This window comes from Larkinella sp., assembly GCF_965227735.1.
Taxonomy (GTDB): domain Bacteria; phylum Bacteroidota; class Bacteroidia; order Cytophagales; family Spirosomataceae; genus Larkinella.
Genome location: NZ_OZ245776.1, coordinates 2,523,912 through 2,547,191 on the forward strand (window position 1 = coordinate 2,523,912; position 23,280 = coordinate 2,547,191).

The window sequence follows — 23,280 nt, forward strand, 5'->3', positions numbered from 1 at the left end:
AATATTGGGCCATTCGTCGAAACAGGCGCTTCTTCATTTGGTCGTCCGGTGAATGAGTTGCCACAGCGCCTGTCGTTCGGTTGGTAAATACAATTTTATTTTGTAATAGGCTGTTAATCTGTCTTTTTACAAAAAAAACCAAGCACTTTTAAACGATTTTCGATAGAAAAAATTATTTGACAATACTGTTTTTAATCTCTTTCTTTGCACAGTTTTTAGAACCCCAAACGCATACAGAAATGTCAGAAATTGCAGACAAAGTAAAAGCAATCATTGTTGAAAAACTGGGTGTTGAAGAATCGGAGGTAACGCCGGAAGCCAGCTTCACTAATGATCTGGGCGCTGATTCGCTCGACACCGTTGAACTGATTATGGAATTTGAAAAAGAGTTTAACATCTCTATTCCGGACGATCAGGCGGAAAACATTGGTACGGTAGGCCAGGCCATTACGTACCTGGAAGAGAATGTGAAATAAGCTTTTCTTTTTGTAGTTCATTCTATGCCTTTTAAACGAGTAGTAATCACCGGCCTGGGCGCTCTTACGCCGATTGGTAATACAGTACAAGAGTTCTGGAACGGCTTATCTGCCGGTGTAAGTGGCGCCGGTCCGATTACTAAATTCAATGCCGAAAAATTTCGGACAAAATTCGCCTGCGAAATTAAGAACCTGGACATCAACCAGTTTATTCCTCGTCAGGACGCTCGTAAGATGGACCCTTTCGCCCAATACGCCCTCATTGTGGGCGACGAAGCGGTGAAAGATGCCGGGCTTGACCTCACCAAGCTCGATCTGAACAAAGCCGGTGTCATCTGGGGTTCAGGAATCGGAGGGCTGAAAACCTTCGAAGACGAAGTAAAGAATTACGCCACCGGCGATGGCACTCCCCGTTACAATCCATTCTTCATTCCGAAAATGATTGCCGACAGTGCATCGGGCATGCTCTCGATTCGCTACGGGTTTCACGGTGTCAATTACGTAACGGTTTCGGCCTGCGCTTCGGCGACCAACGCCATGATCGACGCCTTCAATTTCATTCGGCTGGGACGGTTGAACATCGCCATTTCCGGCGGTTCTGAAGCCGCCGTAACCGAAGCGGGTGTCGGTGGGTTCAATGCGCTCCGGGCGTTGTCGGAACGAAACGAGTCGCCGGAAACGGCTTCACGGCCGTTCGACAAAGACCGCGACGGTTTTGTGCTGGGTGAGGGTGCCGGTGCCCTTATTCTGGAGGAGTATGAACACGCGAAAGCGCGGGGTGCCAAGATTTACGCCGAACTGATCGGCGGAGGCATGTCGTCCGATGCTTACCACATTACGGCACCGCACCCCGAAGGACTAGGCGCGCTGAACGTAATGAAAGATGCGATCGACGACGCCCAGATTCGTCCGGAAGACATCGATTATATCAACGTACACGGCACGTCGACGCCCCTGGGCGATGTTAGTGAAGCGACCGCGATTGAAAAAGTGTTTGGCGACCATGCCTATAAAGTCAACATCAGCAGCACCAAGTCGATGACGGGCCACCTGCTGGGAGCGGCCGGGGCCATTGAAGCCATTGCCTGTCTGATGGCGATGAAATACGGTATTGTTCCACCGACCATTAACCATTTTACCGACGACGAACAATTTAACCCGAAGCTGAACTTTACGTTCAACGAAGCCCAGAAACGAACCATTGACGTTGCTTTGAGTAATACGTTTGGGTTCGGGGGTCATAATTTTTCCGTGATATTTCGCAAACTTGAGTCATAAACAGCCGCGTGCCAGCCGCTTCAGCCAACACCTTCTTCGAGCCCATTCGCAGTTTTTTCCGGTTTCGGCTGGGCAACAGCGAACGCAAAAAATTTAAGCGCTCCGTTGAACACATCATTGGCGAAGCGCCTTCCAACGTCGGCCTGTATCAACTCGCCTTCCGGCACACCTCGGCCTCGAAAGAAACGGCGATTAAAGGCTTCAAAGAATCCAACGAACGGCTGGAATACCTGGGCGATGCGGTTTTGGGCATGGTGATTGCCGAATTTCTCTTCAAAAAATTTCCGTATAAAGACGAAGGCTTCCTGACCGAAATCCGCTCCCGGATCGTCAACCGGGAAACCCTCAACGGCATTGCCCGGAAAATCGGTCTGGAAAACCTGATCGAATACGACGGCAGCCGCAACCGGGGCATTGTGCCTTCCCGAACCTCCATGTACGGCGACGCGCTTGAAGCCCTGGTCGGTGCCATTTACCTCGACAAAGGATTCCGTTTTACGCGTCGGTTCATTCTCAAGGAGTTACTGGGTCATTATGATCTGGAAGCCCTGATCAGTAACAATGCCAACTTCAAAAGCCGCCTGATCGAGTGGGCGCAACGGGAAGGCAAAAAAGTCGAATTTATCATTATTTCTGAACGCGGAAACAACCACTTCCGCGAATTCATCTCGCAGGTAACGGTCAATGACGAACCGTTTGCCCAGGGCAGTGGCTACAGCAAGAAAAAAGCCGAACAGTCGGCCGCCGAAAAAGCCTGCGAGCAACTGCAAATGAAACCGGTTTCTAATTAAGAACCGCCTTCTTCCCATTTCCCGATCAAGACTCCAGATCACTTCTTTCTGCGCCAGCCTTCCATCGTGTGTGTCATTTTATCGAAACTCACCCCTTGCAGTCAAAACCGTCTGTCAAACTGACTGGGTAGTATTCTAAAATAAACAAAGATTCCCGCCATAATGACATAAATTTATCTAAACATTGGACTGGTATGGATGTTGTATCGAGGGTATTCATACTTCTGATTTCGGAACAAGAACCTGGCAACGGAAAATTATAATTTTCACTGGCTCACCGTCTTAGAAAGATGACGGCGCAGCCCGCCAACATTCGCCTGTTAAAATTTGTTAATTGCGTTAAAAAAGCGAATTTTTGGAAAAGCAGATTTCGTTATCATGGGGAACTGGTACGAAAACAGTAAACGACCCATTTTTAGAATCAAGTCATGAAAAACAACTGGAAAACGTTAGCGATCATCGCTCTGCTGTCAAGCTTTGTTACATTGGCCGCTTATAACTTCTTAGGATTTAATAAGCAGGATGTAATTTTTAACGAATCGTCACCAACCCCCACCCCCACGGGTCGGTTGGCGGCACTGACCGGGCCCCAGGGTGCTCCGGGTGATTTTACCTACGCTGCCGAAGCCACCACGCCGGCGGTAGTACACATCAAAACGACCATGACCCGCACGGTTCGCCAACAGCAGATTCCGGATATTTTCCGTGACTTCTTTGGGGATGAATTTGGCCGGGGTGGCAACGGCGGGGCTCCACAGCGGCAACGCGGACAGGCTTCCGGCTCGGGCGTAATCATCAGCCAGGATGGCTACATCGTCACCAATAATCACGTCGTACAGGGTGCTGACGAAGTGGAGGTAATTCTGACGGATAAACGCAGTTTTAAAGCGAAAGTGATTGGAACCGACCCGCTGACCGATCTGGCTGTTATTCAGGTTAATGCCAAAAATCTGCCTTCCATCACCCTGGGTGATTCGGACGCGCTGAAACTCGGTGAATGGGTGTTGGCCGTGGGCTATCCCTTGGATCTGGAATCGACGGTTACGGCCGGTATTGTGAGTGCCAAAAGCCGCCGGATCGGTATCCTGGATCAGAATATCGACCGGAACGACGCCAAACCGGATTCGCCGGTCGAAGCCTTCATCCAGACGGATGCCGCCATCAACCCCGGTAATTCCGGTGGGGCGTTGGTCAACCTGCGTGGTGAATTGGTCGGTATCAACTCGGCCATTGCTTCAGCAACGGGGTATTATAGCGGATACGGTTTTGCCGTCCCGGCTTCTCTGGTGAAGAAAGTTTCGGCTGATTTGGTGAAATATGGCAACGTACAACGGGGCTATCTGGGCATCATTCCGGTTGAACTGAACAGCCTGCGAGCCCAGGAACTGGGTTCTAAAATTGGTCGTGGTATCTACATCAACGAAGTCGTGGAAGGCGGTGCCTCAGCGTCGGCTGGTTTGAAAAAAGGTGACGTGATCGTGAAAATGGAAGGTCAGAATGTGGATTCCGACGCACAAATGCGGGAGATCATCGGCCGTCGTCGCCCGGGTGACGTCATCGCGATGACGGTTAACCGGAATGGCGATCTGCGGGATTTCCGCGTCGAACTGCGCAACCGCAACGGCGGTCGTGACATCATCAAGAAAAGCGACAACATTTCTGCTTCTAATTCAGCCGCCACCCTGGGTTCGCTGGGAGCCGACTTCGAAGAACTGGCCGCAACCGATGCCAAACGGCTGGGCGTTGACGGCGGTGTTCGGGTGAAGCGGATTCGCGAAGGTAAAATGTCCGAAACCGACATCGAAGAAGGCTTCATCATCGTGAAAGCCAACGGAAAAGTAGTCCGCTCGGTAAAAGATCTGCAAACGGCACTGAACACCACCAAAGAAGGTGAAGGCCTGATGCTGATTGGCATGTATCCGAACAGTTCACGGATGTACTACTACGCCGTACCGGTATAAAGTGTAAAGTGTGTTTTCGGGTTCATAAAAAAGCCGCCGGTTCTGAGAACCGGCGGCTTTTTTATGAACCCCTAAATCCCCTAAAGGGGACTTATGCATCCTGAGTATAATCGTCCAAGTCCCTTTTAGGGGATTTAGGGGTAAAAAAGTAATTTATTCGAAATAATTCATCACCCGATGACCGCTTTTTTCCAGCAACTGGTCACGCTGGAACAGTTCGATGTCGGCGGCAACCATTTCTTTCACCAAAGCGGCCAGATCGTATTTGGGTTTCCAGCCCAGTTTGGTCATGGCTTTGGTCGGATCACCGAGGAGCAGATCCACTTCCGTCGGGCGGAAATAGCGCTCATCGATGCAGACCAGTTCCCGGCCCACCTCAATTGGAAAGCTGGGGTTGGTCGACTTGACCACCACACCGGTTTCGTTGACGCCTTCGCCCTTGAACTCCAGTTCGACGCCGATTTCGGCAAAAGCCATCCGGATAAAATCACGAATGTGGGTGGTTTTCCCGGTGGCAATCACGAAGTCTTCGGGTGTTTCCTGCTGCAACATAAGCCACATCGCTTCGACATAATCCTTGGCGTGGCCCCAGTCGCGTTGGGCGTCCAGGTTGCCCATGAATACTTTGTCCTGCAAACCCAGCGCAATCCGGGCCACGGCCCGCGTGATTTTCCGGGTTACAAACGTCTCCCCGCGCAGGGGCGATTCGTGGTTGAACAGAATGCCGTTACAGGCATACATGCCATACGCTTCGCGGTAGTTGACCGTAATCCAGTAGCCGTAGAGTTTGGCAACGGCGTAGGGAGAACGGGGATAAAACGGTGTCGCTTCGGATTGGGCGTGGCCCTGCACCCCGCCATACAACTCCGAAGTCGAAGCCTGGTAGATGCGGGTTTTTTCGCTCAATCCCAGCAACCGAACGGCTTCCAGAATTCGCAGGGTACCAATCCCGTCGACGTGCGCCGTGTATTCAGGTTCTTCAAAGCTCACCCGAACGTGCGACATCGCTCCCAAATTATAGATTTCATCCGGCTGGATTTCCTGAATGATCCGGATAATGTTGGTCGAATCGGACAAATCACCGTAGTGTAGCACAAACCGCACGTGTTTCTCGTGTGGATCTTCGTAAATATGATCGATCCGCTGGGTATTGAACAGCGAACTCCGGCGTTTGATACCATGAACTTCGTATCCCTTCGACAGGAGGAGTTCCGCTAAGTAAGCGCCGTCCTGGCCGGTAATTCCGGTAATGAGTGCTTTTTTCATAGATTATTGTAAAGACTGACTACAAAAAATATAGTTTATCGCTATTTAATGGATAAACTTCTTCTAATCTCGATTCGATCGGGCAAAAGCGTTGCCGACGAAAACTGCTGACGCAGTTGAGTCAGATACCGCTCGGCATCGAGCCGACGCATAAAATCGCCTACTTTCAGCCGGTATGTTGGTTGCCGATAGGTTGTATAGGGGTTCAATTCCGGAAAATTCTGGTAGGTAAACCGCTTGACGCGATCCACTTCAGTCCGCTGGTCACCAACATACACCTGGATTCGATACCCCTGCGCGTACCGGATGGAGCGGTTTTTGACCGAAATGGTGTCCAGTATAGCATCCAGTTTTTTGTTGATGTGCAGGGGCTCGGCCATCGGCAGCGTCCGGCGGGTTTCGGGAGCCGGGCGGGCAGGCGGAGTAGAAGGTGACGGTTTTGCCGTGGCAGGTGCTGCCGTACTGTATCTGGGGCGGGTAGCCGACAGGTCATAATTGTACGTATTGTAATCCACCGAGGAAGTTGACGACGACCGGGATACCGTCTTTTTCGATGACGCACACGAGCTGATCCAGCCCGACAGTCCGACCAAAACTACCAGGATAAACGCGCTATCCGAACGAACTTTATACATCTGTGCTTTCATCCCTTGTTTGCAAATTTAGCAACTATCTGGTTATGCAACAATCCGAACGCTATCTTGTTGAGCAATACCACCAACATACCAACGTTTTCCCTTCTTTTTATTTACTTTGAGGTAGCCTTCTTACGCTAACCCATGCTAGATATTCAGAGCCACGTATCGCTGAAATCCTATAATACATTCGGAATCGACGCCAAAGCCCGCTATTGGGTCGAAATCGATACCGAAGAACAACTGAGAACGCTTTTCCAGGTATCCGAGTTTTTGGCCGCCCCCAAACTGATTCTGGGTGGCGGCAGCAACTTGCTTTTCACCCGTGATTTTGAGGGACTGGTTATTAAAATGTCCATCCAGGGAATCAAAGTGGTGCGGGAAGACGTGTCGCACGTGTTCGTAAAAGCCGGTGCGGGTGTCAACTGGCACCAGTTGGTTTTGTTTTGTGTACAAAATGGCTATGCCGGCATTGAAAATCTGTCGCTGATTCCCGGCACCACGGGTGCGGCACCCATGCAGAACATCGGAGCGTATGGCGTTGAAATCGAGCAGGTGTTCGATCACCTGGAAGCGGTGGACATCCTGACGGGCGAAACCCGGATTTTCAACCATGCTGAATGCCGGTTTGGGTACCGCGAAAGCATTTTTAAACACGAAGCCAAAGGAAAATACATCATCAGCAGCGTTACGTTTCGCCTGAACAAACAGCCCGTTTTTCACATTGAGTACGGTGCCATTCGGGAAACATTAGCGACGATGGGCGTTTCGGAAGACAATCTCAGCATCAAGGCGATCAGTGAAGCGGTCATCCGAATCCGGCGCAGCAAACTTCCCAATCCCGCCGAAATTGGCAATGCCGGGAGCTTTTTTAAAAATCCGGAAATCTCAAAAGACGACTTTGCCCGGCTGAAAGCCGAGTATCCCACCCTGCCCGGTTACCCGACCGGCGACCTGACGATGAAAGTTCCGGCGGGCTGGCTCATCGAACAGTGCGGCTGGAAAGGCAAACACATCGGCTCTGCGGGGGTCCATGCCAAACAGGCGCTTGTGCTGGTCAACCACGGCGGAGCCACGGGTGCCGAAATCCTGAACGTAGCCCACCAGGTGCAGCAGTCGGTGGAAAACCGGTTCGGGATTCGGCTGAATCCGGAAGTGAATATTGTTTGAATGAATTGAATGGCTGGATGGTTTTTGATGGTTAAAAATGGTTGGGTAGTTACAGGAATCAGCCATTCTTAACCATTCAAACCATCCAACCATTTTTAACCATCAAAAACCATCTATTCAAAACAAAGCGATGCCGCGCCCAGCAGGCCCGCGTCGTTGCCGAGGGTGGCGCGTTTGAGCGACAAACCGTTCTGATAATAGGGCGTGAGCCAGAAGTCCAATTGTTTTTGAACGGCGGGCAGAATATAGTCGTAGGAAGCCGACAGGCCGCCACCAATCAGAATCTGCTTAATGTCCAGCACCCGAATGAGCGATACGAGCCCGTCGCCGAGCATCTCGCCCACTTCCGTCCAGATTTGCAGTGCCAGTTCGTCGCCAATGGCGGCCGCAGCCACCAGACTGGTCGTCGAAATGCTTCCGTCGGCCGCCAGTTGGGTAGTCCCTTCAAATTCCTGACGCCGTTCGTTGGCTAAATCCAGCAGTTCTTTTTTACCGATGTTCCGTTCGAGAACACGGTTGTTGCGCGAAGGCAGATGACCGGGCTCCATCGCGTTGCCGTCGCCACCGACAAATACCTTCTTGTTGATAATAGCCGCCCCACCAACGCCCGTTCCCAGGGTGATGAAAATATAATTTTCGTCGATGTTATCGTCAGCAAAATAAAATTCGCCCAGCGCAGCCGCGTTGGCGTCATTTTCCAGAAAAAACTGGACGTCCGGAAACCGTTTGTTCAGGGATTCGACCAGTGGAACACCGTTCAATTCGGGGATGGCCGTAATTTCGAGCGGGACGGTTCGCTCCCGGTTGATCATACCGGGCAAGCCAATGCCTACTTTCTTAATCTCCTTGTGTTCATACAGTTGAAGCGCAATGGCGTCAGCAAATTGTTCGACAAAATGCCCTGATTCGCGCCAGCTAGCCGTATCATGACTGTAAAAGTTGGAAATATTGCCACTTTGTGCGTCGACAATACCCATTTTGACATTCGTACCGCCGACGTCAATACCCAAATATTGAACAGATTCCATTACTGGAGTTTTATGTTTGAAACGTACTTTTTTATCTCAGTTTTTTCAATGAGGGCGCAAGATACGAAGGAAGATTTTAATGAATATCGAATAATGAATATTGAACGCCGAATAACGGAGTGATGCGGCTCTTTCGGTGTTCGCTATTCATTATTCGATATTCATCATTTTCTCATTTTATATCTCCCAACTGCGGCCTGAGCAAAATCTCTTCAACCACGGCTCCCGCCGATAAATTATACGCCGACCAGATGACTTCGGCGACATCGGAGGCCTGCATAAACCGGGCCTGGGGCAAACCGGAAGCCGCCCAACTGTCGGTATATGTGGCCCCCGGCAGCAGGGTTGTCACTTTAACGCCGTACGGTTTCATCTCTTCCCGCAATTCTTTGGCCATTCCCAGCAGGGCAAATTTGGAAATGCAATACGAACCGCCGTTCGGATAGGCCGTTATGCTGGCCGTTGACCCCATCATAAAAATGTGACCATTCCGTTGCTTCATCATATCACCGATTAGCCCCCGGGTCAGGTGGTAAATGCTGGCCACGTTGAGGTTCATCGTCCGTTCAAACGTTCCTTCCGGCTCGTTGTGGATTTGCCCCGGCAGAAAAACGCCGGCGTTGTTGACCAGCGCACTAACCGGACGGGCCAGCGAACGAATGAAGTCAACGAACCGGCTAACCTCCTCACGTTGAGCCAGATCAGCGGCAAACGGAAAGATGGTTGGAATCACCGCATCTTCGAATCCTTCCAGAACCTCCGCCACCGACTCCTCGATTTCGTGCTTCAACTGCCTTAAATCGTCTTCGTTGCGGGCACAAACCGCCACGTCAAAACCGCCTTCCGCAAAACGTTCAACCACGGCCCGGCCAATGCCTTTCGTACCGCCTGTAACTACCAATAGTGGATTCATAGAATCAGCCAATGGTCATTAGCCACCACCCCATCTATCTAAATACGAAAGATTGTTTGTTAATGACTATCGACTCTTTCATGTTTTTTGGCAAGATACGCACAAAAGCGTTCTATCTTTACCGTAGTTTTGTTGTTATTTGTGCTCATGCATCACCTTGGACGTTATTTTATCTTTTTAGGCTCCTTGTTCCGGAACCGGGAAAAAATGGGGGTTTATTCCAAACTGGTTCTGGACGAATGCATCCAAATCGGCATCAACTCCGTCTTCATCGTTTCCATCGTCTCGACCTTCATTGGGGCTGTAACCTGCGTCCAGACGGCTTATAACCTGGTTAGCCCGCTGGTGCCGTTAACGATTATTGCGGTGATTGTGCGCGACAGCACCATCCTGGAACTGGCTCCCACCATCACCTGTGTCGTTTTGTCGGGCAAAGTCGGTTCCAACATTGCCGGCGGTTTGGGCACCATGCGCATCACCGAACAGATCGATGCGCTGGAGGTGATGGGGATCAATTCGAGTTCGTATCTCGTGTTGCCCAAAGTGCTGGCCTCCATGATTACGTTTCCGATGCTGGTCATCCTGGCGGGTTTTCTGTCGATCTACGGCGGTTATATTGCCGGAACAGCAGCCGATATCATTACGCCGGAAGACTACATCAGTGGACTCCGCTCCGACTTTAAACCGTTCAGCATCACCTTTGCCCTGATCAAATCAGTGGTCTTTGCCTTTCTGATTTCGACCATTTCGTCTTTCAAGGGATATTATACGGCGGGGGGCGCACTGGAAGTGGGACAGGCCTCCACGGCTGCCGTCACGAATAGCTGTATTGCGGTTTTAGCCGCCGATTTTCTGTTAGCGCAGTTGTTGTTGTAAAAATGAACTATTACACAGAGTTTATCAGAGGACATCAGAGGGAATCAAAGAAACCTCTGTGTAACTCTGATTTCCCCTGATTAGCTCTGTGTAACAGCCAATTACCAGCATCATGATTGAAATAAAAAACATTCAGAAAACTTTCGGGGAACGGACGATTCTGTCGGGTATTTCGGGGAAGTTTTTGCCCGGCGACACGAGTTTGATCATTGGCGGCAGCGGCACCGGCAAAAGCGTTTTGCTGAAGTGCATGATTGGCCTCATCAAACCCGAAGAAGGCCAGGTGCTGTATGACGGACGGGATTTCCTGACCGGCGACGAAGATACCCAGAAAGCCATCCGGCGCGAAATGGGCGTTCTGTTTCAGGGTGGCGCGTTGTTCGATTCAAAAACCGTCCTGGAAAACGTCCGGTTTCCGCTCGACATGCTGACCAACATGCCCACATCGGAAAAAATGGAACGAGCGCAGTTCTGTCTGCAGCGGGTCGGGCTCGAAAACGCGGCCGACCGGATGCCGTCCGAAATAAGCGGGGGCATGAAAAAGCGCGTCGGTATTGCCCGCGCCATCGTGATGAACCCCAAATACCTCTTTTGCGACGAACCCAACTCCGGCCTTGATCCGCTGACGTCCATCAAAATTGACGAACTGATCCGGGAAATTACCGACGAATTTAAAATAACCACCGTTGTGATTACCCACGACATGAACTCGATGATGGAAATCGGCGAGAAAATCATGTTTCTCTACCAGGGAAAAAAAATGTGGGAAGGCTCCAGCTCAACCATCACGCAGTCGAACGTAGCGGAACTGAACGAATTCATTTACGCCAATAAACTCTTGCGGGATACCAAAGCATGAAACCAGGGGATGATGCACCATTAACCAGGAACGGCGGGCCGATCCGATGCCGTACGATGAATGTGAATGGTGCCTTGTTGCTGGTTTTCTGGCTGGGATTTCAACTTTTTGGATTCGCACAACAACCCTGGCCACCGGTTTTTGAAATCAAAACCGATTCCGGTCGTGTAAAAGTTGATACCGCTCATTTTCAGGTGCTGGCAGACCCGGCGGGAAATTACACCTTTGAACAGGTCCGACGCAGCGATTCGTTCCGGTTTGATTCTCACTACAACCCCAACCGAAATTCGCATGTTTACTGGATTCGTATGCGGGTCGAAAATACGCTGCCCCACGATCTGAATCTGTATTACGGCGACTTCTACGCCAGCTACCTGGACCTGTATTGGCTGGATGCCAGTCAGCGTTGGCAGCACCAGCGAACCGGCGATCTGGTTCCGGAAAAACAGATTCCGGATCGAAACGGCAATAAGGAACGAAGCCGTCTGTTCATTCATCTGCGCCCCGGCGAGCAAACGACACTCTACCAACGCGCGGAAAGCGCCTATTGGCACCCACCCCTGACCTACCTGGAGCCCCAGTTCGAGACCGAAGAAAACCGAATTCAATCGGTTTACAAGTCGATCCGGGTTGAGAACTTCTGGAAAAATTACTTTTTTGACGGGATTATGATCGGGGTTCTCATTCTGGCCATTGGCTACAACCTGTTCATTTTCATTTCGATCAAAGATGTTGTCTATCTCTATTTCGCTATCTGTCTCTTTTTCTTCACCTTAGACCGCAACGCCTACAACATTCAGCTTGCCTTTTTTGAAAACCAGCCCCATCTGTTCAAACTGCTGGCCAATTTCTTTTTCATTATCTTTTTTAGCTTTTTCATTCAATCAATTCGAAAATTTATTCAGCCGGTTCCGGAGTTGGGGCGCTTAAACCGCGCCATCTCCTATTTTCTGGCTTTGACTGCCGCCGTCAATGTACTTCAGTTTTTCATGTACCGGTTTTCGGGGATGCCGACCTCCGAAATCATGCTCCTCATCGAAATCCTGATTCGGGTCGTGTATGTTTTGCTGGGTATCGGGATGGTGAAAATGATCCGGCGCGGGTCGCTCGACGCCCGGTTTGCCTTGCTGGCAACGGCTCCCCTGTTTATATATTGGCTATTTACCCTCAGCACACAAATTGTAGGACGGTACCTGAATCTGAAGCTCCCCAAAGGGTTTCGGGGTATGCTGGAGTACAGCGAAAGTTTCTGCTTCGCCTGGCTGATTATTTTCTTTTCGGGAGCCCTGCTCAACCGCTACAACCTGGCGCGCAAACGGGTGGCGCAACAGGCAATTGAAAAGGAACAGCTTGAAAAAGAACGCGAAATCGAACGAAACCGCATCATCGCCAGCCAGAACGAGCGGCTGGAACAGCAGGTGAAAGAGCGCACCGCCCAGCTACAGACCTCACTTGAGGAACTGAAAGCCACGCAGAATCAACTCATTCAGAAAGAAAAACTAGCCTCGCTGGGTGAGCTGACGGCTGGTATCGCCCACGAAATTCAGAACCCGCTCAACTTCGTCAATAACTTCTCGGAAGTAAGCACCGAACTGGTGGCCGAACTCGAAGAGGAACAGCAAAAACCGGATCGCGACGCCGAACTGGAAAAAGAGCTGTTGGGCGATTTGAAGCAGAACCTCCAGAAAATCAATCACCACGGCAGCCGGGCCAGCCAGATCGTTAAAAATATGCTGGCCCATTCGCGCACCACGACCGGCGACCGCCAGGCCACCAACCTCAACGCGCTCTGTGACGAATACCTGCGGCTGGCCTACCACGGACTTCGGGCGAAAGACAATACGTTCAATTGTGAATTGGTGACGGATTTGGACCCAACAGCCGGTTCGATCAACCTCGTCCCGCAGGAAATCGGGCGGGTATTGCTGAATCTGTTCAACAATGCATTTTACGTCGTCCAGAAAAAGCAGAAAACAACGCTGATACCGTATAAGCCAACGGTTACAGTGTCGACAAAAGCCGGTTTGAAGCAGATCGAAATCCGGATCATCGACAATGGGCTGGGAATGGACGATGCCGTCAAAGAAAAGCTCTTTCAACCCTTCTTTACCACCAAACCCACCGGCGAAGGCACCGGCCTGGGGCTTTCACTGAGTTACGACATCATTACTAAAGGCCACGGCGGAACGCTAACCGTCGAAAGTCAGCCGGGAATCGGATCGGAGTTTATCATCGCCTTGCCGGTTGATCGATGATTTTGTCAAAAAAATAAAAATATAACGCGAAATATGGGATGATGCCCTTGCCTAACAGTTGTTTAAGTGCCAGCGGCACGTAATGTTAATAGCAAACGGGTATTGAAGGGTTCCAGGCGTGCCGGAGGTACGCAACTCAGCCTATATCGCGTACCTCCGGCACGCCTGGAACCCTTCAATACCCGTTTGCTATTAACATCGAACCCCTCCGGGGTCAATAATCTCACAGCTTACATTTATTATTCATTATGAACAACCCGCCCACGGTTTCGCACTTTCGCCAGCAAGGGCGCAAAGGTTCTCCGCTCGATCACCAGCATCGTGCCGACGTATAAAACGAAGAGTACGAGGTGATACGGGACGGAAATCCAGAGGTTGGAAATTTCAATTTGGGAAGCCAGAAAGATCAATAGCCCCCCGCTGAACAGATAAATCAGCGCCGACGACACATCGTAGGGAACCGGATAATGCTTTTCACCCAGCAGGTAGCAGGTAACGCACATCACGATGCTGGATGCCAGATACGCTACGGCACAGCCCATGTAGCCCATCACCGGAATCAGCAACACGTTGAGCAGCACCGTAATAGCCGCGCCCAGGGCGGTAATGAAGGTGCCGTAGGCGGTTTTATCACTCAGCTTGAACCAGAATGAAATGTTGTAATAGACACCCAGCACCAGATTGGCCAGCAGCAAAAGGGGTACGACGCTCAGCCCCTGCCGGTAAGTTTTTCCGATAAACAGCCCAATCCAGTCCAGGTTTAGGCTGATGCCGACCCAGATGATGACACAGACAATCACAAACCATTTGTTGACATCGGCCAGCAAACCGGGAGCGTTTTTGTCTTCGGCGCGGGAGAAAAAGAACGGGTCAGCCGCAAACTTGAACGATTGAATGGCAAGCGCCATAAAAACGGAGAGTTTATAACAGTTCCCGTAAATACCGAGGGCATCTTCCGACGTCAGGCCCGGATAAAAACCGTCCGGCAAAAGCGGGCGCAAAAACCAGCGATCCGTTAACATGTTCACGTTACCGGCCAGCGCGGTCAGCATCAACGGAAACGAATAGGCCAGTAAAAGCCGTACCTGCGGCCCGTCGAGCTGAAAACGGAAGCCTGCAAACGTTTTCCACAACAGCGGAAAATACACCAGATTGGCGATCAGATTCGCCAGAAAAATGTAACCGGGTCCAACGGTAGGGTCGTAGAACATATCCACGACAGGTTGCAGAAAAAGCAAATACTCGCCGTTGTAAATCTGCGGGCAAATCACCAGAAAGAAGACATTCAGGACGACATTGAGGGCAATGTTGATCAGTTTGGCCTTTACAAACTGTCGGGCCTGGTTTTCGATCCGCAACCGGGCAAAAGGAATCGATACAATCGCGTCCGTCGCCACAATCATCGCCACCCAGATAATGAATTTTTGCTGACCGGGGTAATTCAATGCAGTAGCAATTTGCGGAGAGAAAAGCGCAATCAGGGCCGTTGCCACCAGGCTGACGGCCAGCACAATGCTCAGGGTTTCGTTGAAAACCTTCTGCTTATCTTCTTTCTGCCGGGCGGCATACCGGAAGAAGGCGGTTTCGAGGCTTAACGTATACACCAGGAGCAAAACCGGTACGTACGAAAACAGTTCAACATTCGAAGACAGTTCGCCGGGGCGCGGAAAAACCCGCGTATGCAACGGCACCATCAACCAATACAGCATCCGCCCCAGAATGGTGCTGACTCCATACAGGGCGGTATCGCTCGCCAATTTTTTAAATGCACTCATACGATTTCGTTCCCGCAAAGATAGGCGTTCCGGTCATACGCTTTTGGTTTTTATACAAAGCTGGACCCAGGCGGTTTTTCTACCCCTGAATCCCTGAAGGGTAGGGCTGTTAAATACTTGAAATGATGATCGTTAAAGTTGACAAATTCTACCGCATTTCGCCCCCAACCCCCTAAAGGGGGCTTTAACATCCGGATTCTAAAGTCCCCTTTAGGGGGTTGGGGGCGAAATGCGGTAGAATTTAACAGCCCGGCCCTCGGGGAATTTAGGGCATCAGATAAAAGTTCGTTATTATTTTGAAAAATAAAGCAATAATTTTTCATAACGTAAACTATTTACCCGACTCCGCCGTTTACTATTCAATTGCGTCTTTTAACAAAATCCTGCTGGCTTCCGGCGGGATTTTTCATTTCCGCAAATCCCCCTTTTTCCACCCCGATTTTGCCCCAATAAATTCAACTTCTCTTCGTTAAAATGTATAGCCAAGTGATAAATCGTTAACTTGGCGGCAATCACAGCATATTGTTACAGGATTTATATGAAAATCAGTACCTCCTATTCCCTGCTGGTGGCGCTGGGGTTGGCCATAGGGCTGGCTGGATGCAACTCTGCCATGCAGGTGTATAAAAAAGGCGTTCGACAATTCGAACAAGGGGAATACAACCTTGCCATTGAGAATTTGCAGAAAGCCGCCAATGGCAAAGGCGTCACCGACGTCGCCCGGCTGAATTATCTGCTGGCCGAATCCTACCGCCTGTCGAACCGTTTCCCGCAGGCGGCTCCGTTTTACCAGAAAGCCATCGAAGCCGGTATCCCGGAGATCAACGCCAAAATGTATTACGCCTACGCGCTCAAAGCGCAGGGCCGGTACCCGGAAGCGTTGGTGCAACTGGATCAGTATGTGGCCACCAAACCGTCCAGCAAAGTCAATCTGGAAAAAGCCCGGCGCGAAGCCGAAACCTTGCGGGCCATCGACCTCATCAGCCAGAAAAAAATTGCTTTTCAGCCTAAAAACATCGGTGCGCTGAACTCGCCGGGTTCCGAATATGCGCCGGTGGTTCGCGGAGACGAGCTGATTTTCACCTCATCGCGGAAAGAGAAGATTTACAAAAACAACGGTCAGCCAATGACCGGTTTGTATAAAATCAAGCTGGCACAGAAACCGGACGAAACCGGCAACAACCCGCAACTCTTCAGTTCCAACATTTTCAAAGACGATGCCAACGAAGGGACACCCGCGTTTTCGAAAGATGGAAAAGTCATGATTTTTGCGCGGGGCAACAACGGAAAACGCAAAGGTGGCCTGGATGTCGATCTGTTTATCAGCCGGTTATCAGCCGACAACGCCTGGAGCGAACCCCTGCGACTGCCCATCAGCGACTCAACCGCCTGGGACGGCAGCCCGGCGTTTTCGGCCGACGGCAAAACGCTCTATTTTGCTTCCAACCGCGCCGGAACCGTGGGCGGTATTGACCTCTACCGCACCAACATGGATGCGTCGGGCCGGTTCAGCCGCCCGGTCAACATGGGCCGTGACATCAATACGCCCGGTGACGAAATGTTTCCGTATGTGGCCGAAGATGGCAAATTGTATTTTGCGTCCGATGGTCATCCCGGTTTAGGAAAACTTGATATTTTCGTCGCAACCCGCTCGCAGGGCATCATTTCGGTGGAGAACCTGGGCGTGCCGATCAATTCGCCGGCGGATGATTTCGGGCTGTTTCTGGTCGAAGCCGACAAAGGCTACTTTGCGTCGAACCGCGAGGGCGGAAAGGGCGACGATGACATTTATTATTTCGACGATTCCGAATCGACCACCGAAAAACCGCCATTGGCCTCTACCCCACCGACCGAAGCGCCGAAAAGGGTGCGGTATTTCATTGCCGGTACGGTTTCAGAAAACGCTTCTCCTCAGGCACCCCTGGATTCCGCAACGGTTCGCATCATTGAGGAAGGCGTTGAAACACCGATTGGCGAAGTGCTGACGGGCAACCCCGGTACCTATGGAAAATATCCGCTGAAGGAAGGAAAAGACTACACAATTCTGGTCGAGCGGCCCGGTTATCTCACCAAGCGTGAACAGTTTACGATGCAGGGCCGCAGCATTCCGCCGATTTTCCTGAAAAAAGCCGAAACCGATACCACCTTCGAAGTGCCGATTTTGCTGGATAAGGTAACATTGGGAAAAACGTTTGTGCTCGAAAATATTTATTACGATCTGGATAAATACGCCATCCGCCCCGACGCGGCCGAGGAACTCGACAAGCTGGTGACCATTCTGAAAGACAATCCGACGTTAAAAATCGAGCTAAGTTCGCACACTGACGTTCGGGCCGCCGATGCCTACAACATCCGCCTGTCGCAAAACCGGGCCAAAGCCGCCGTCGATTACATCGTTTCCAAAGGAATTGAGGCCGAACGGATGATTGCCAAAGGCTACGGCGAAACACAACTCATTGTCAAAAACGCCAAAACGGAAGACGAACACCAGCGCAACCGCCGAACGGAGTTTAAGATCCTGAGTTTCTAAGTTTCAGGCCATTCCAAACAACGGGTTAAATTTCAAGTTTACGGTTTACGGTTTTTTGTTTACGGTGGCTGACGCATTCGCACTTTGCTCGCGTCAGCCACCGTAAACAAAAACCGTAAACCGTAAACTTTTTTGCTATGAAAAACGATAAGCTCCGGCAGTTCCTGGTTGTCTTCGTCATTATTTCGACCATCATCATGAACTACCTGTCGAACGCGCTGCCGTTTGGCGGGCAGACCAACGCCCAGGTTTCCAATAAATACTTTACCGACTTTACGCCCGCCGGTTTTGCCTTCGCCATCTGGGGTGTCATCTATCTGGGTTTGCTGGGCTTTGCGGTCTACCAAGCCCTGCCATCGCAACGAACCAATCCACGTTTTCGGGCCATCGGTCCGCTGGTCATCCTGAATGGCGTGTTCAACAGCTTGTGGTTACCCATTTTCCAGAACGAGTGGCTTTTTGTTTCCGTCCTGTTTATTTCCGGTATTCTCTTTACGCTCTACGGCATCAACTTCGGTCTCCGGCTGAACGCAGCCGACGTACCGACTGCCGAAAAATGGCTGGCCCGGGTTCCGTTCGGTCTGTATTTTGGCTGGGTAACGGTGGCTACCATTGCCAACGTCTGTGTCTGGCTGAAGTCGACCAGCTGGGATGGTGGCGGTGTTGGCGGTCCGGTCTGGGCGCAGATCCTGATTGCCGTTGGCCTGGCCATCGGGTTATTCGTCTTCAGCCGGTTGCGGAGCTTTTCGTATCTGCTGGTGTTCGTCTGGGCGTTTGCTGCCATTGCCGCCGGGCAGCAGGGCAGCGGTTCGGTGTCGCTGGTCGCCGGGATTGGGGCCGGAATTGCCGCCCTGGTGTGGCTGGTCAGCTTTTTCCAACGGCCCAAAACGCCCGCGCATTCGTTTGGCTGAAACCTTCGAAAGTTCGGAATCCGTCGTAACCCGTCAGGTTTCTAAAACCTGACGGGTTACGACGGATTCCGAACTTTCGAAGGTTTCAGCCGGTTTTTTTGCACGTTTGCGGGTATTCAACGATTTTTACAGCATGTCATGGAAACTACCCGCCGACCAATTTAAATTTTCGCCCGACGACGACGATTTTCCCAACGTCTATTACTTCGTTCAGCAGTTTGGCATCTTCCCCAATCAGCTTATTTGCCGTCATCAGTTTGAAATAACCCTGCCTGATTTCCTGACCCAACAGCGATTCGTCAAGGTTCACGAACGCACGGATTTGTTTACCAAACAGGAGGAACATTCATTCTGGTCGCATCCCGAGGGGCTTCTGCTTCGGTTGCATTACCTGCCCGCCATGAAGGCCTATTCGATGATGGGTGGCTACAGCAACCGCGAAGTGCTCGACCGCGTTCTGACCGGTCTGGATACCTACAAGATTCCGGACCCCGACAATTCGCTGGGCAAGGTGGGGCTCATTACGCAACAGTACAACGAACTGATTGTGGAAGAAACCCAGTTGAAGCTGCTGCCGCTCGATCTGGAAAAACATTACAACGACGATTTGCAGCCGGTTTACGACAAGTTGATTCAACGGCTGAATACCAACAGCGAAAAAGGGCTGATCATCCTGCACGGCAAACCGGGAACGGGCAAAACCAACCTCATCCGCCACCTGACCACGCAGCTTTCCAAGCAGGTGCTGGTGTTGCCGCCCCAGTTGGTCGAAGTGATGACCCAACCCGGTTTTATTCCGTTTTTGCTCGAACAACGCAATTCGATTTTGGTCATCGAAGAAGCAGAACAGGTCCTGATGGATCGCGAATCGGATGTTCGAAATGCCGCCGTTTCCAACCTGCTCAACCTGACCGACGGCTTGCTGGCCGATTGCCTGGCCATCCAGATCATCTGTACGTTCAATACCGACATCAAACGACTCGATCCGGCGTTACTTCGGAAAGGGCGGCTCATTGCCCGCTACGAATTTGGCGAACTGGCCGTCGACAAAGCCAACCGGCTGCTCGAAGAACGGGAACTGGCGTTCCGGACGGAACAACCCATGACCCTGGCCGATATTTATCACCTGGAAGAGGAAGTGCATTTCGCTAAAAAAACGAACCGGTCCATTGGCTTTTAACCCATGACGACGCACACGGTTTTTCTACTGCTGGGTGCCAACCTGGGCGACCGGGCCACAACCCTGCAACGGGCGAAAGAAACGATTCAAATTGATCTGGGACCGGTTTTAAAGCAATCAGCACTCTACGAAACCGCAGCCTGGGGCGTTACGGATCAACCGGCTTTTCTGAATCAGGTGCTGAAAGTTCTGAGCATTTTTTCGCCCGAAGAAATGCTGGAAAAAACCCAGGCCATCGAAACCCGTCTGGGCCGGGTTCGGCGCGAAAAGTGGGGCAGCCGCATCATCGACATCGACCTGTTATACGTAGATGAGGCTGTAATGACCACTGAAAAACTGACCCTGCCTCACCCCTTTCTGCACGAAAGGCGGTTTACGCTGGTTCCGCTGACAGAACTTGAACCCGAGTTTATTCACCCGGTTTTTCAAAAAACCAATCGGCAGTTGCTGGCGGAATGTCAGGACGAAGGAGAAGTTAAAGAGTGGAAATCCTGGCCTACCTCGATTCAATAGTTACAAAAACCGCTGTGTTCCTTTACTCGATCACTTTGGGAACCTGAAAATATTGATCGGTTTTGTCGGGAGCGTTTTCCAGCGCCTGTTCGCGCGGAAGCTGATGACCGACGACGTCTTCGCGCAGAACGTTTAATTCGGCCGAAATGTGGGTCAATGGTGCCACACCGGTCGTATCGATTTCGTTGAGTTGCTCCATCCAGGTCAGCACCTCGTTCAGGCTGTCAACCAGGGACTGCTCTTCTTCGGGCCGCACTTCCAGCCGGGCGAGGTGAGCGATTTTGTGCAGGGTTTCGTGATCGACTTTCATAGGTCATTTTTAATTAAAGAAACCCGAGCCGGCTGGTTCATCAACGATTCATCGATAATCCGGAACGTTTCTTCTTTCAACCGTTCCACGTCGGTTTGGGTCAGCCCTTTCGTTTCGATGGGCGGATGAACCACCGCCCGGATGGGCCGCCAGTACATCCGCAGTTTCTTCTTTTCGGGAAAAACTTCGTGGTTGTTCAGCAACGAAATCGGCACGATCGGCACCTGCTGCTGAACAGCCATCGTAAATGCACCATCTTTAAACGGATGGTGCATTTTGGGCGGTTGTTTGGATTTGATGCCACCTTCCGGAAAAATCATGATGCTTCGCCCGCTTTTCAACGTACGGATGCCTTTTGACAGCGAATAGGCGCGGCTATTGGCCTGGCTCCGGTCAACCTGAATGTGTAGTTTGGCAAACATATACCCAAACAGCGGCACGCGTTTTACCTCACTCTTGCCAATGAACGCGTAGAAATTCCGGATGATGACGCCCATCACCGCAATGTCCAGGTACGAGAAGTGGTTGGCGCAAAACACGTACGTCTGCTTCGGATCGGGCCGAAACCGGTAATCGACGTGAATCGGCATGCCGATGATCCAGAAAAATAGCCGCCCCCAGACGTAGTTGACTTTATGGGCATACGGTTTCCACTCTTCCCGTTGCAGGAAGAGAAACATAAACGGAAACAGAACCAGAAACAGGGTCAGAAACCAGAAACCGCACCAGATCGTGTACAACATAAATTAATGCTTGAAATGCCGGACACCCGTGGTCACCATCGCCATCCCGCGCTGGTTGCAGGCATCGATACTGTCCTTGTCGCGAATCGAGCCGCCGGGCTGAACCACCGCCGAAATACCGGCTTCACCGGCAATCTCCACGCAGTCGGAGAATGGGAAAAACGCATCCGACGCCATCACGGCCCCTTTCAGTTCAAAACCGAACGTCCGGGCTTTTTCAATCGCTTGCCGGAGGGCATCGACGCGGCTGGTTTGACCCACCCCGCTTGCCAGCAGTTGCCCGTCGTTCGCCAGCACAATCGTGTTCGATTTGGTGTGTTTGCAAATTTTCAGAGCAAACTCCAACGCCCGGAGTTCGGCTTCCGTTGGTGCTTTTTCCGTAACGGTTTTGAACTGGTCAGCCACTTCAGTCTGGCTGTCTTTGTCCTGTTCCAGAACGCCATTCAACAGTGTCTTGAACATTTTCGGACTGAATTCCACCGGTTTGCGTTTCAGCAAAATCCGGTTTTTCTTCGAACCGAGCAACTTCAACGCATCATCATTGAAATCCGGCGCAATCAGGATTTCCATGAACAGTTTGTTCAGTTCTTCCGCCGTTTCCAGGTCTACTTTGGCGTTGGTAATAATCACCCCGCCAAACGCCGAAACCGGGTCGCAGGCCAGTGCGTTCAGATACGCTTCCTTCGCCGTGGGGGCCGTTGCAACACCACAGGCGTTGGTGTGTTTGATGATCGCAAACGTGGTATCCGTAAATTCATCGATCAGGCTGACGCAGGCATCGACGTCCACCAGGTTATTGTACGATAATTCTTTGCCGTTTAACTGGTCGAACAGGGCGTTGAGATCGCCGTAAAAAGTAGCTTGCTGGTGCGGGTTTTCACCGTAGCGCAGCGACTGCGCGGGAAGCTGGCGGAAGTCATCATTAGCCGTCGAACACGCAAAATACTGATGAATGGCCGTGTCGTACGCTGACGTCATGGCAAAAGCTTCTTTGGCAAACCGCCGACGGTCTTCCAGATCCGTTGTGCCTTCCTTTTCCGTCAGCAGATTGACGACATCGGCATATTGGCCGCGCGACGAGACAATCACTACATCTTCGTAATTTTTGGCCGCAGCCCGAATCAGCGAAATACCGCCAATGTCGATCTTCTCGATGATGTCTTCGTCCGAAGCACCCGACGCTACGGTTTCTTCAAAGGGATAGAGATCGACCACCACCAGATCGATTGGGTTGATGTCGTGGCGGCTGGCCTGGGCCACATCCTCGGCCAGATTCCGGCGATAGAGGATGCCGCCAAACACGACCGGATGGAGGGTTTTGACGCGGCCACCGAAAATAGACGGATAGCCCGTGATGTCTTCCACGGCGGTTACCGGAATGCCCAGTTGTTCGATAAACGTCTGGGTTCCCCCCGTTGAATAGAGCAGCACGCCGTTCTGGTGCAACAACCGAACCAGTGGCTCCAGCCCGTCTTTGTAATAAACTGAAATAAGCGCAGATTGAATGGTCTTCGACATAAAGAGAACTGTTTCTCTGATTACCTCTGGTGTTCTCTGATCAACTCTGTGGAACAGCTATCGAAGTTATTTCACAGAGTTGATCAGAGAACACCAGAGGTAATCAGAGTGTTAAATGTCCGCAAAGATAACCGAAAGGTTCGGAACGGAGACTTTTGATTGGAAAGGAGTTTGTAACTTTATGAAATTCTTCCCCAAAACCGGGTATAATACTGCGTCGCCAAGGCGGTTTGCGGCTTCGGGTTCAGCCCCGCCTGAATGCCGGGTTGCCCGTGTCGTGAGATCGAATTGT

Annotated in this window: 20 protein-coding genes; 12 read left to right on the plus strand and 8 right to left on the minus strand. The window is 51.3% G+C overall.

Annotation, left to right across the window (positions count from 1 at the left end; translation table 11 throughout):
* Positions 1–239: 239 nt before the first annotated feature.
* The 4 genes from ACO064_RS09760 (at position 240) to ACO064_RS09775 (ending at position 4,506) form a co-directional block, all read left to right on the plus strand.
* Entirely contained in the window at positions 240–476 is a 237-nt protein-coding gene (locus ACO064_RS09760) for an acyl carrier protein (RefSeq protein ID WP_038121612.1), read from the plus strand.
* 24 nt (positions 477–500) lie between these two features.
* The gene (gene fabF / locus ACO064_RS09765) at positions 501–1,754 is read left to right on the plus strand and encodes a beta-ketoacyl-ACP synthase II (protein WP_421827192.1); all 1,254 of its coding nucleotides are present in this window, start codon (positions 501–503) and stop codon (positions 1,752–1,754) included.
* 8 nt (positions 1,755–1,762) lie between these two features.
* A complete protein-coding gene (rnc, locus tag ACO064_RS09770; protein WP_374755905.1) occupies positions 1,763–2,545 on the plus strand; it encodes a ribonuclease III in 783 nt (260 codons plus the stop codon).
* A 428-nt stretch (positions 2,546–2,973) separates the two neighbouring features.
* Entirely contained in the window at positions 2,974–4,506 is a 1,533-nt protein-coding gene (locus ACO064_RS09775; protein ID WP_421827193.1) for a Do family serine endopeptidase, read from the plus strand.
* A gap of 153 nt (positions 4,507–4,659) precedes the next feature.
* On the opposite strand, the gene gmd is transcribed toward ACO064_RS09775, so the two are convergent.
* Both gmd and ACO064_RS09785 read right to left on the minus strand, forming a co-directional pair.
* Positions 4,660–5,772 (minus strand): GDP-mannose 4,6-dehydratase, encoded by a 1,113-nt coding sequence (gene gmd / locus ACO064_RS09780; RefSeq protein ID WP_421827194.1) that lies wholly within the window; start codon positions 5,770–5,772, stop codon positions 4,660–4,662.
* Between the two features lie 41 nt (positions 5,773–5,813).
* On the minus strand, positions 5,814–6,419 hold the full coding sequence (locus ACO064_RS09785; RefSeq protein WP_421827195.1) for an SPOR domain-containing protein: 606 nt from the start codon (positions 6,417–6,419) through the stop codon (positions 5,814–5,816).
* A 132-nt stretch (positions 6,420–6,551) separates the two neighbouring features.
* Between ACO064_RS09785 and murB the strand changes: the two genes are divergently transcribed.
* Positions 6,552–7,577, plus strand: coding sequence for a UDP-N-acetylmuramate dehydrogenase (gene murB / locus ACO064_RS09790; protein WP_421827196.1), 1,026 nt, complete (start codon positions 6,552–6,554; stop codon positions 7,575–7,577).
* Between the two features lie 113 nt (positions 7,578–7,690).
* On the opposite strand, the gene ACO064_RS09795 is transcribed toward murB, so the two are convergent.
* Positions 7,691–8,605, minus strand: a complete 915-nt coding sequence (locus tag ACO064_RS09795; protein ID WP_114407168.1) for an ROK family protein — start codon at positions 8,603–8,605, stop codon at positions 7,691–7,693.
* A 172-nt stretch (positions 8,606–8,777) separates the two neighbouring features.
* Positions 8,778–9,518 carry an SDR family oxidoreductase gene (locus tag ACO064_RS09800; protein WP_421827197.1) on the minus strand — a complete coding sequence of 247 codons (741 nt, stop codon included), beginning with the start codon at positions 9,516–9,518 and terminating at the stop codon, positions 8,778–8,780.
* Between the two features lie 147 nt (positions 9,519–9,665).
* Between ACO064_RS09800 and ACO064_RS09805 the strand changes: the two genes are divergently transcribed.
* From ACO064_RS09805 to ACO064_RS09815, 3 genes are all read left to right on the plus strand, one after another.
* A complete protein-coding gene (locus tag ACO064_RS09805) occupies positions 9,666–10,394 on the plus strand; it encodes an MlaE family ABC transporter permease (RefSeq protein ID WP_114407268.1) in 729 nt (242 codons plus the stop codon).
* Between the two features lie 112 nt (positions 10,395–10,506).
* The gene (locus ACO064_RS09810; protein WP_421827198.1) at positions 10,507–11,253 is read left to right on the plus strand and encodes an ABC transporter ATP-binding protein; all 747 of its coding nucleotides are present in this window, start codon (positions 10,507–10,509) and stop codon (positions 11,251–11,253) included.
* 56 nt (positions 11,254–11,309) lie between these two features.
* Complete coding sequence (locus tag ACO064_RS09815) at positions 11,310–13,508, plus strand: sensor histidine kinase (RefSeq protein WP_421827199.1); 2,199 nt, start codon at positions 11,310–11,312, stop codon at positions 13,506–13,508.
* Between the two features lie 239 nt (positions 13,509–13,747).
* Here the strand turns inward: ACO064_RS09815 and ACO064_RS09820 are convergent, their stop codons facing one another.
* Positions 13,748–15,283: a polysaccharide biosynthesis C-terminal domain-containing protein gene (locus ACO064_RS09820; protein ID WP_421827200.1), complete on the minus strand. Its 1,536-nt coding sequence runs from the start codon at positions 15,281–15,283 to the stop codon at positions 13,748–13,750.
* Between the two features lie 538 nt (positions 15,284–15,821).
* Between ACO064_RS09820 and ACO064_RS09825 the strand changes: the two genes are divergently transcribed.
* The 4 genes from ACO064_RS09825 (at position 15,822) to folK (ending at position 20,417) form a co-directional block, all read left to right on the plus strand.
* Positions 15,822–17,813 (plus strand): OmpA family protein, encoded by a 1,992-nt coding sequence (locus ACO064_RS09825; RefSeq protein WP_421827201.1) that lies wholly within the window; start codon positions 15,822–15,824, stop codon positions 17,811–17,813.
* Between the two features lie 137 nt (positions 17,814–17,950).
* Positions 17,951–18,724 carry a tryptophan-rich sensory protein gene (locus tag ACO064_RS09830; protein ID WP_421827202.1) on the plus strand — a complete coding sequence of 258 codons (774 nt, stop codon included), beginning with the start codon at positions 17,951–17,953 and terminating at the stop codon, positions 18,722–18,724.
* A gap of 133 nt (positions 18,725–18,857) precedes the next feature.
* Positions 18,858–19,904 carry an AAA family ATPase gene (locus tag ACO064_RS09835; protein ID WP_421827203.1) on the plus strand — a complete coding sequence of 349 codons (1,047 nt, stop codon included), beginning with the start codon at positions 18,858–18,860 and terminating at the stop codon, positions 19,902–19,904.
* Positions 19,905–19,907: 3 nt separating this feature from the next.
* Positions 19,908–20,417: a 2-amino-4-hydroxy-6-hydroxymethyldihydropteridine diphosphokinase gene (gene folK / locus ACO064_RS09840; protein ID WP_421827204.1), complete on the plus strand. Its 510-nt coding sequence runs from the start codon at positions 19,908–19,910 to the stop codon at positions 20,415–20,417.
* A 22-nt stretch (positions 20,418–20,439) separates the two neighbouring features.
* Here the strand turns inward: folK and gatC are convergent, their stop codons facing one another.
* From gatC to purH, 3 genes are read right to left on the minus strand one after another with little or no spacing between them, the layout of a single operon-like run.
* The gene (gene gatC, locus ACO064_RS09845) at positions 20,440–20,727 is read right to left on the minus strand and encodes an Asp-tRNA(Asn)/Glu-tRNA(Gln) amidotransferase subunit GatC (RefSeq protein ID WP_421827205.1); all 288 of its coding nucleotides are present in this window, start codon (positions 20,725–20,727) and stop codon (positions 20,440–20,442) included.
* A complete protein-coding gene (locus ACO064_RS09850; protein ID WP_421827206.1) occupies positions 20,724–21,470 on the minus strand; it encodes a lysophospholipid acyltransferase family protein in 747 nt (248 codons plus the stop codon). The genes gatC and ACO064_RS09850 overlap by 4 nt, the downstream gene beginning before the upstream one ends.
* 3 nt (positions 21,471–21,473) lie before the next feature.
* Positions 21,474–22,988 (minus strand): bifunctional phosphoribosylaminoimidazolecarboxamide formyltransferase/IMP cyclohydrolase, encoded by a 1,515-nt coding sequence (purH, locus tag ACO064_RS09855; protein WP_421827207.1) that lies wholly within the window; start codon positions 22,986–22,988, stop codon positions 21,474–21,476.
* Positions 22,989–23,280: the final 292 nt, after the last annotated feature.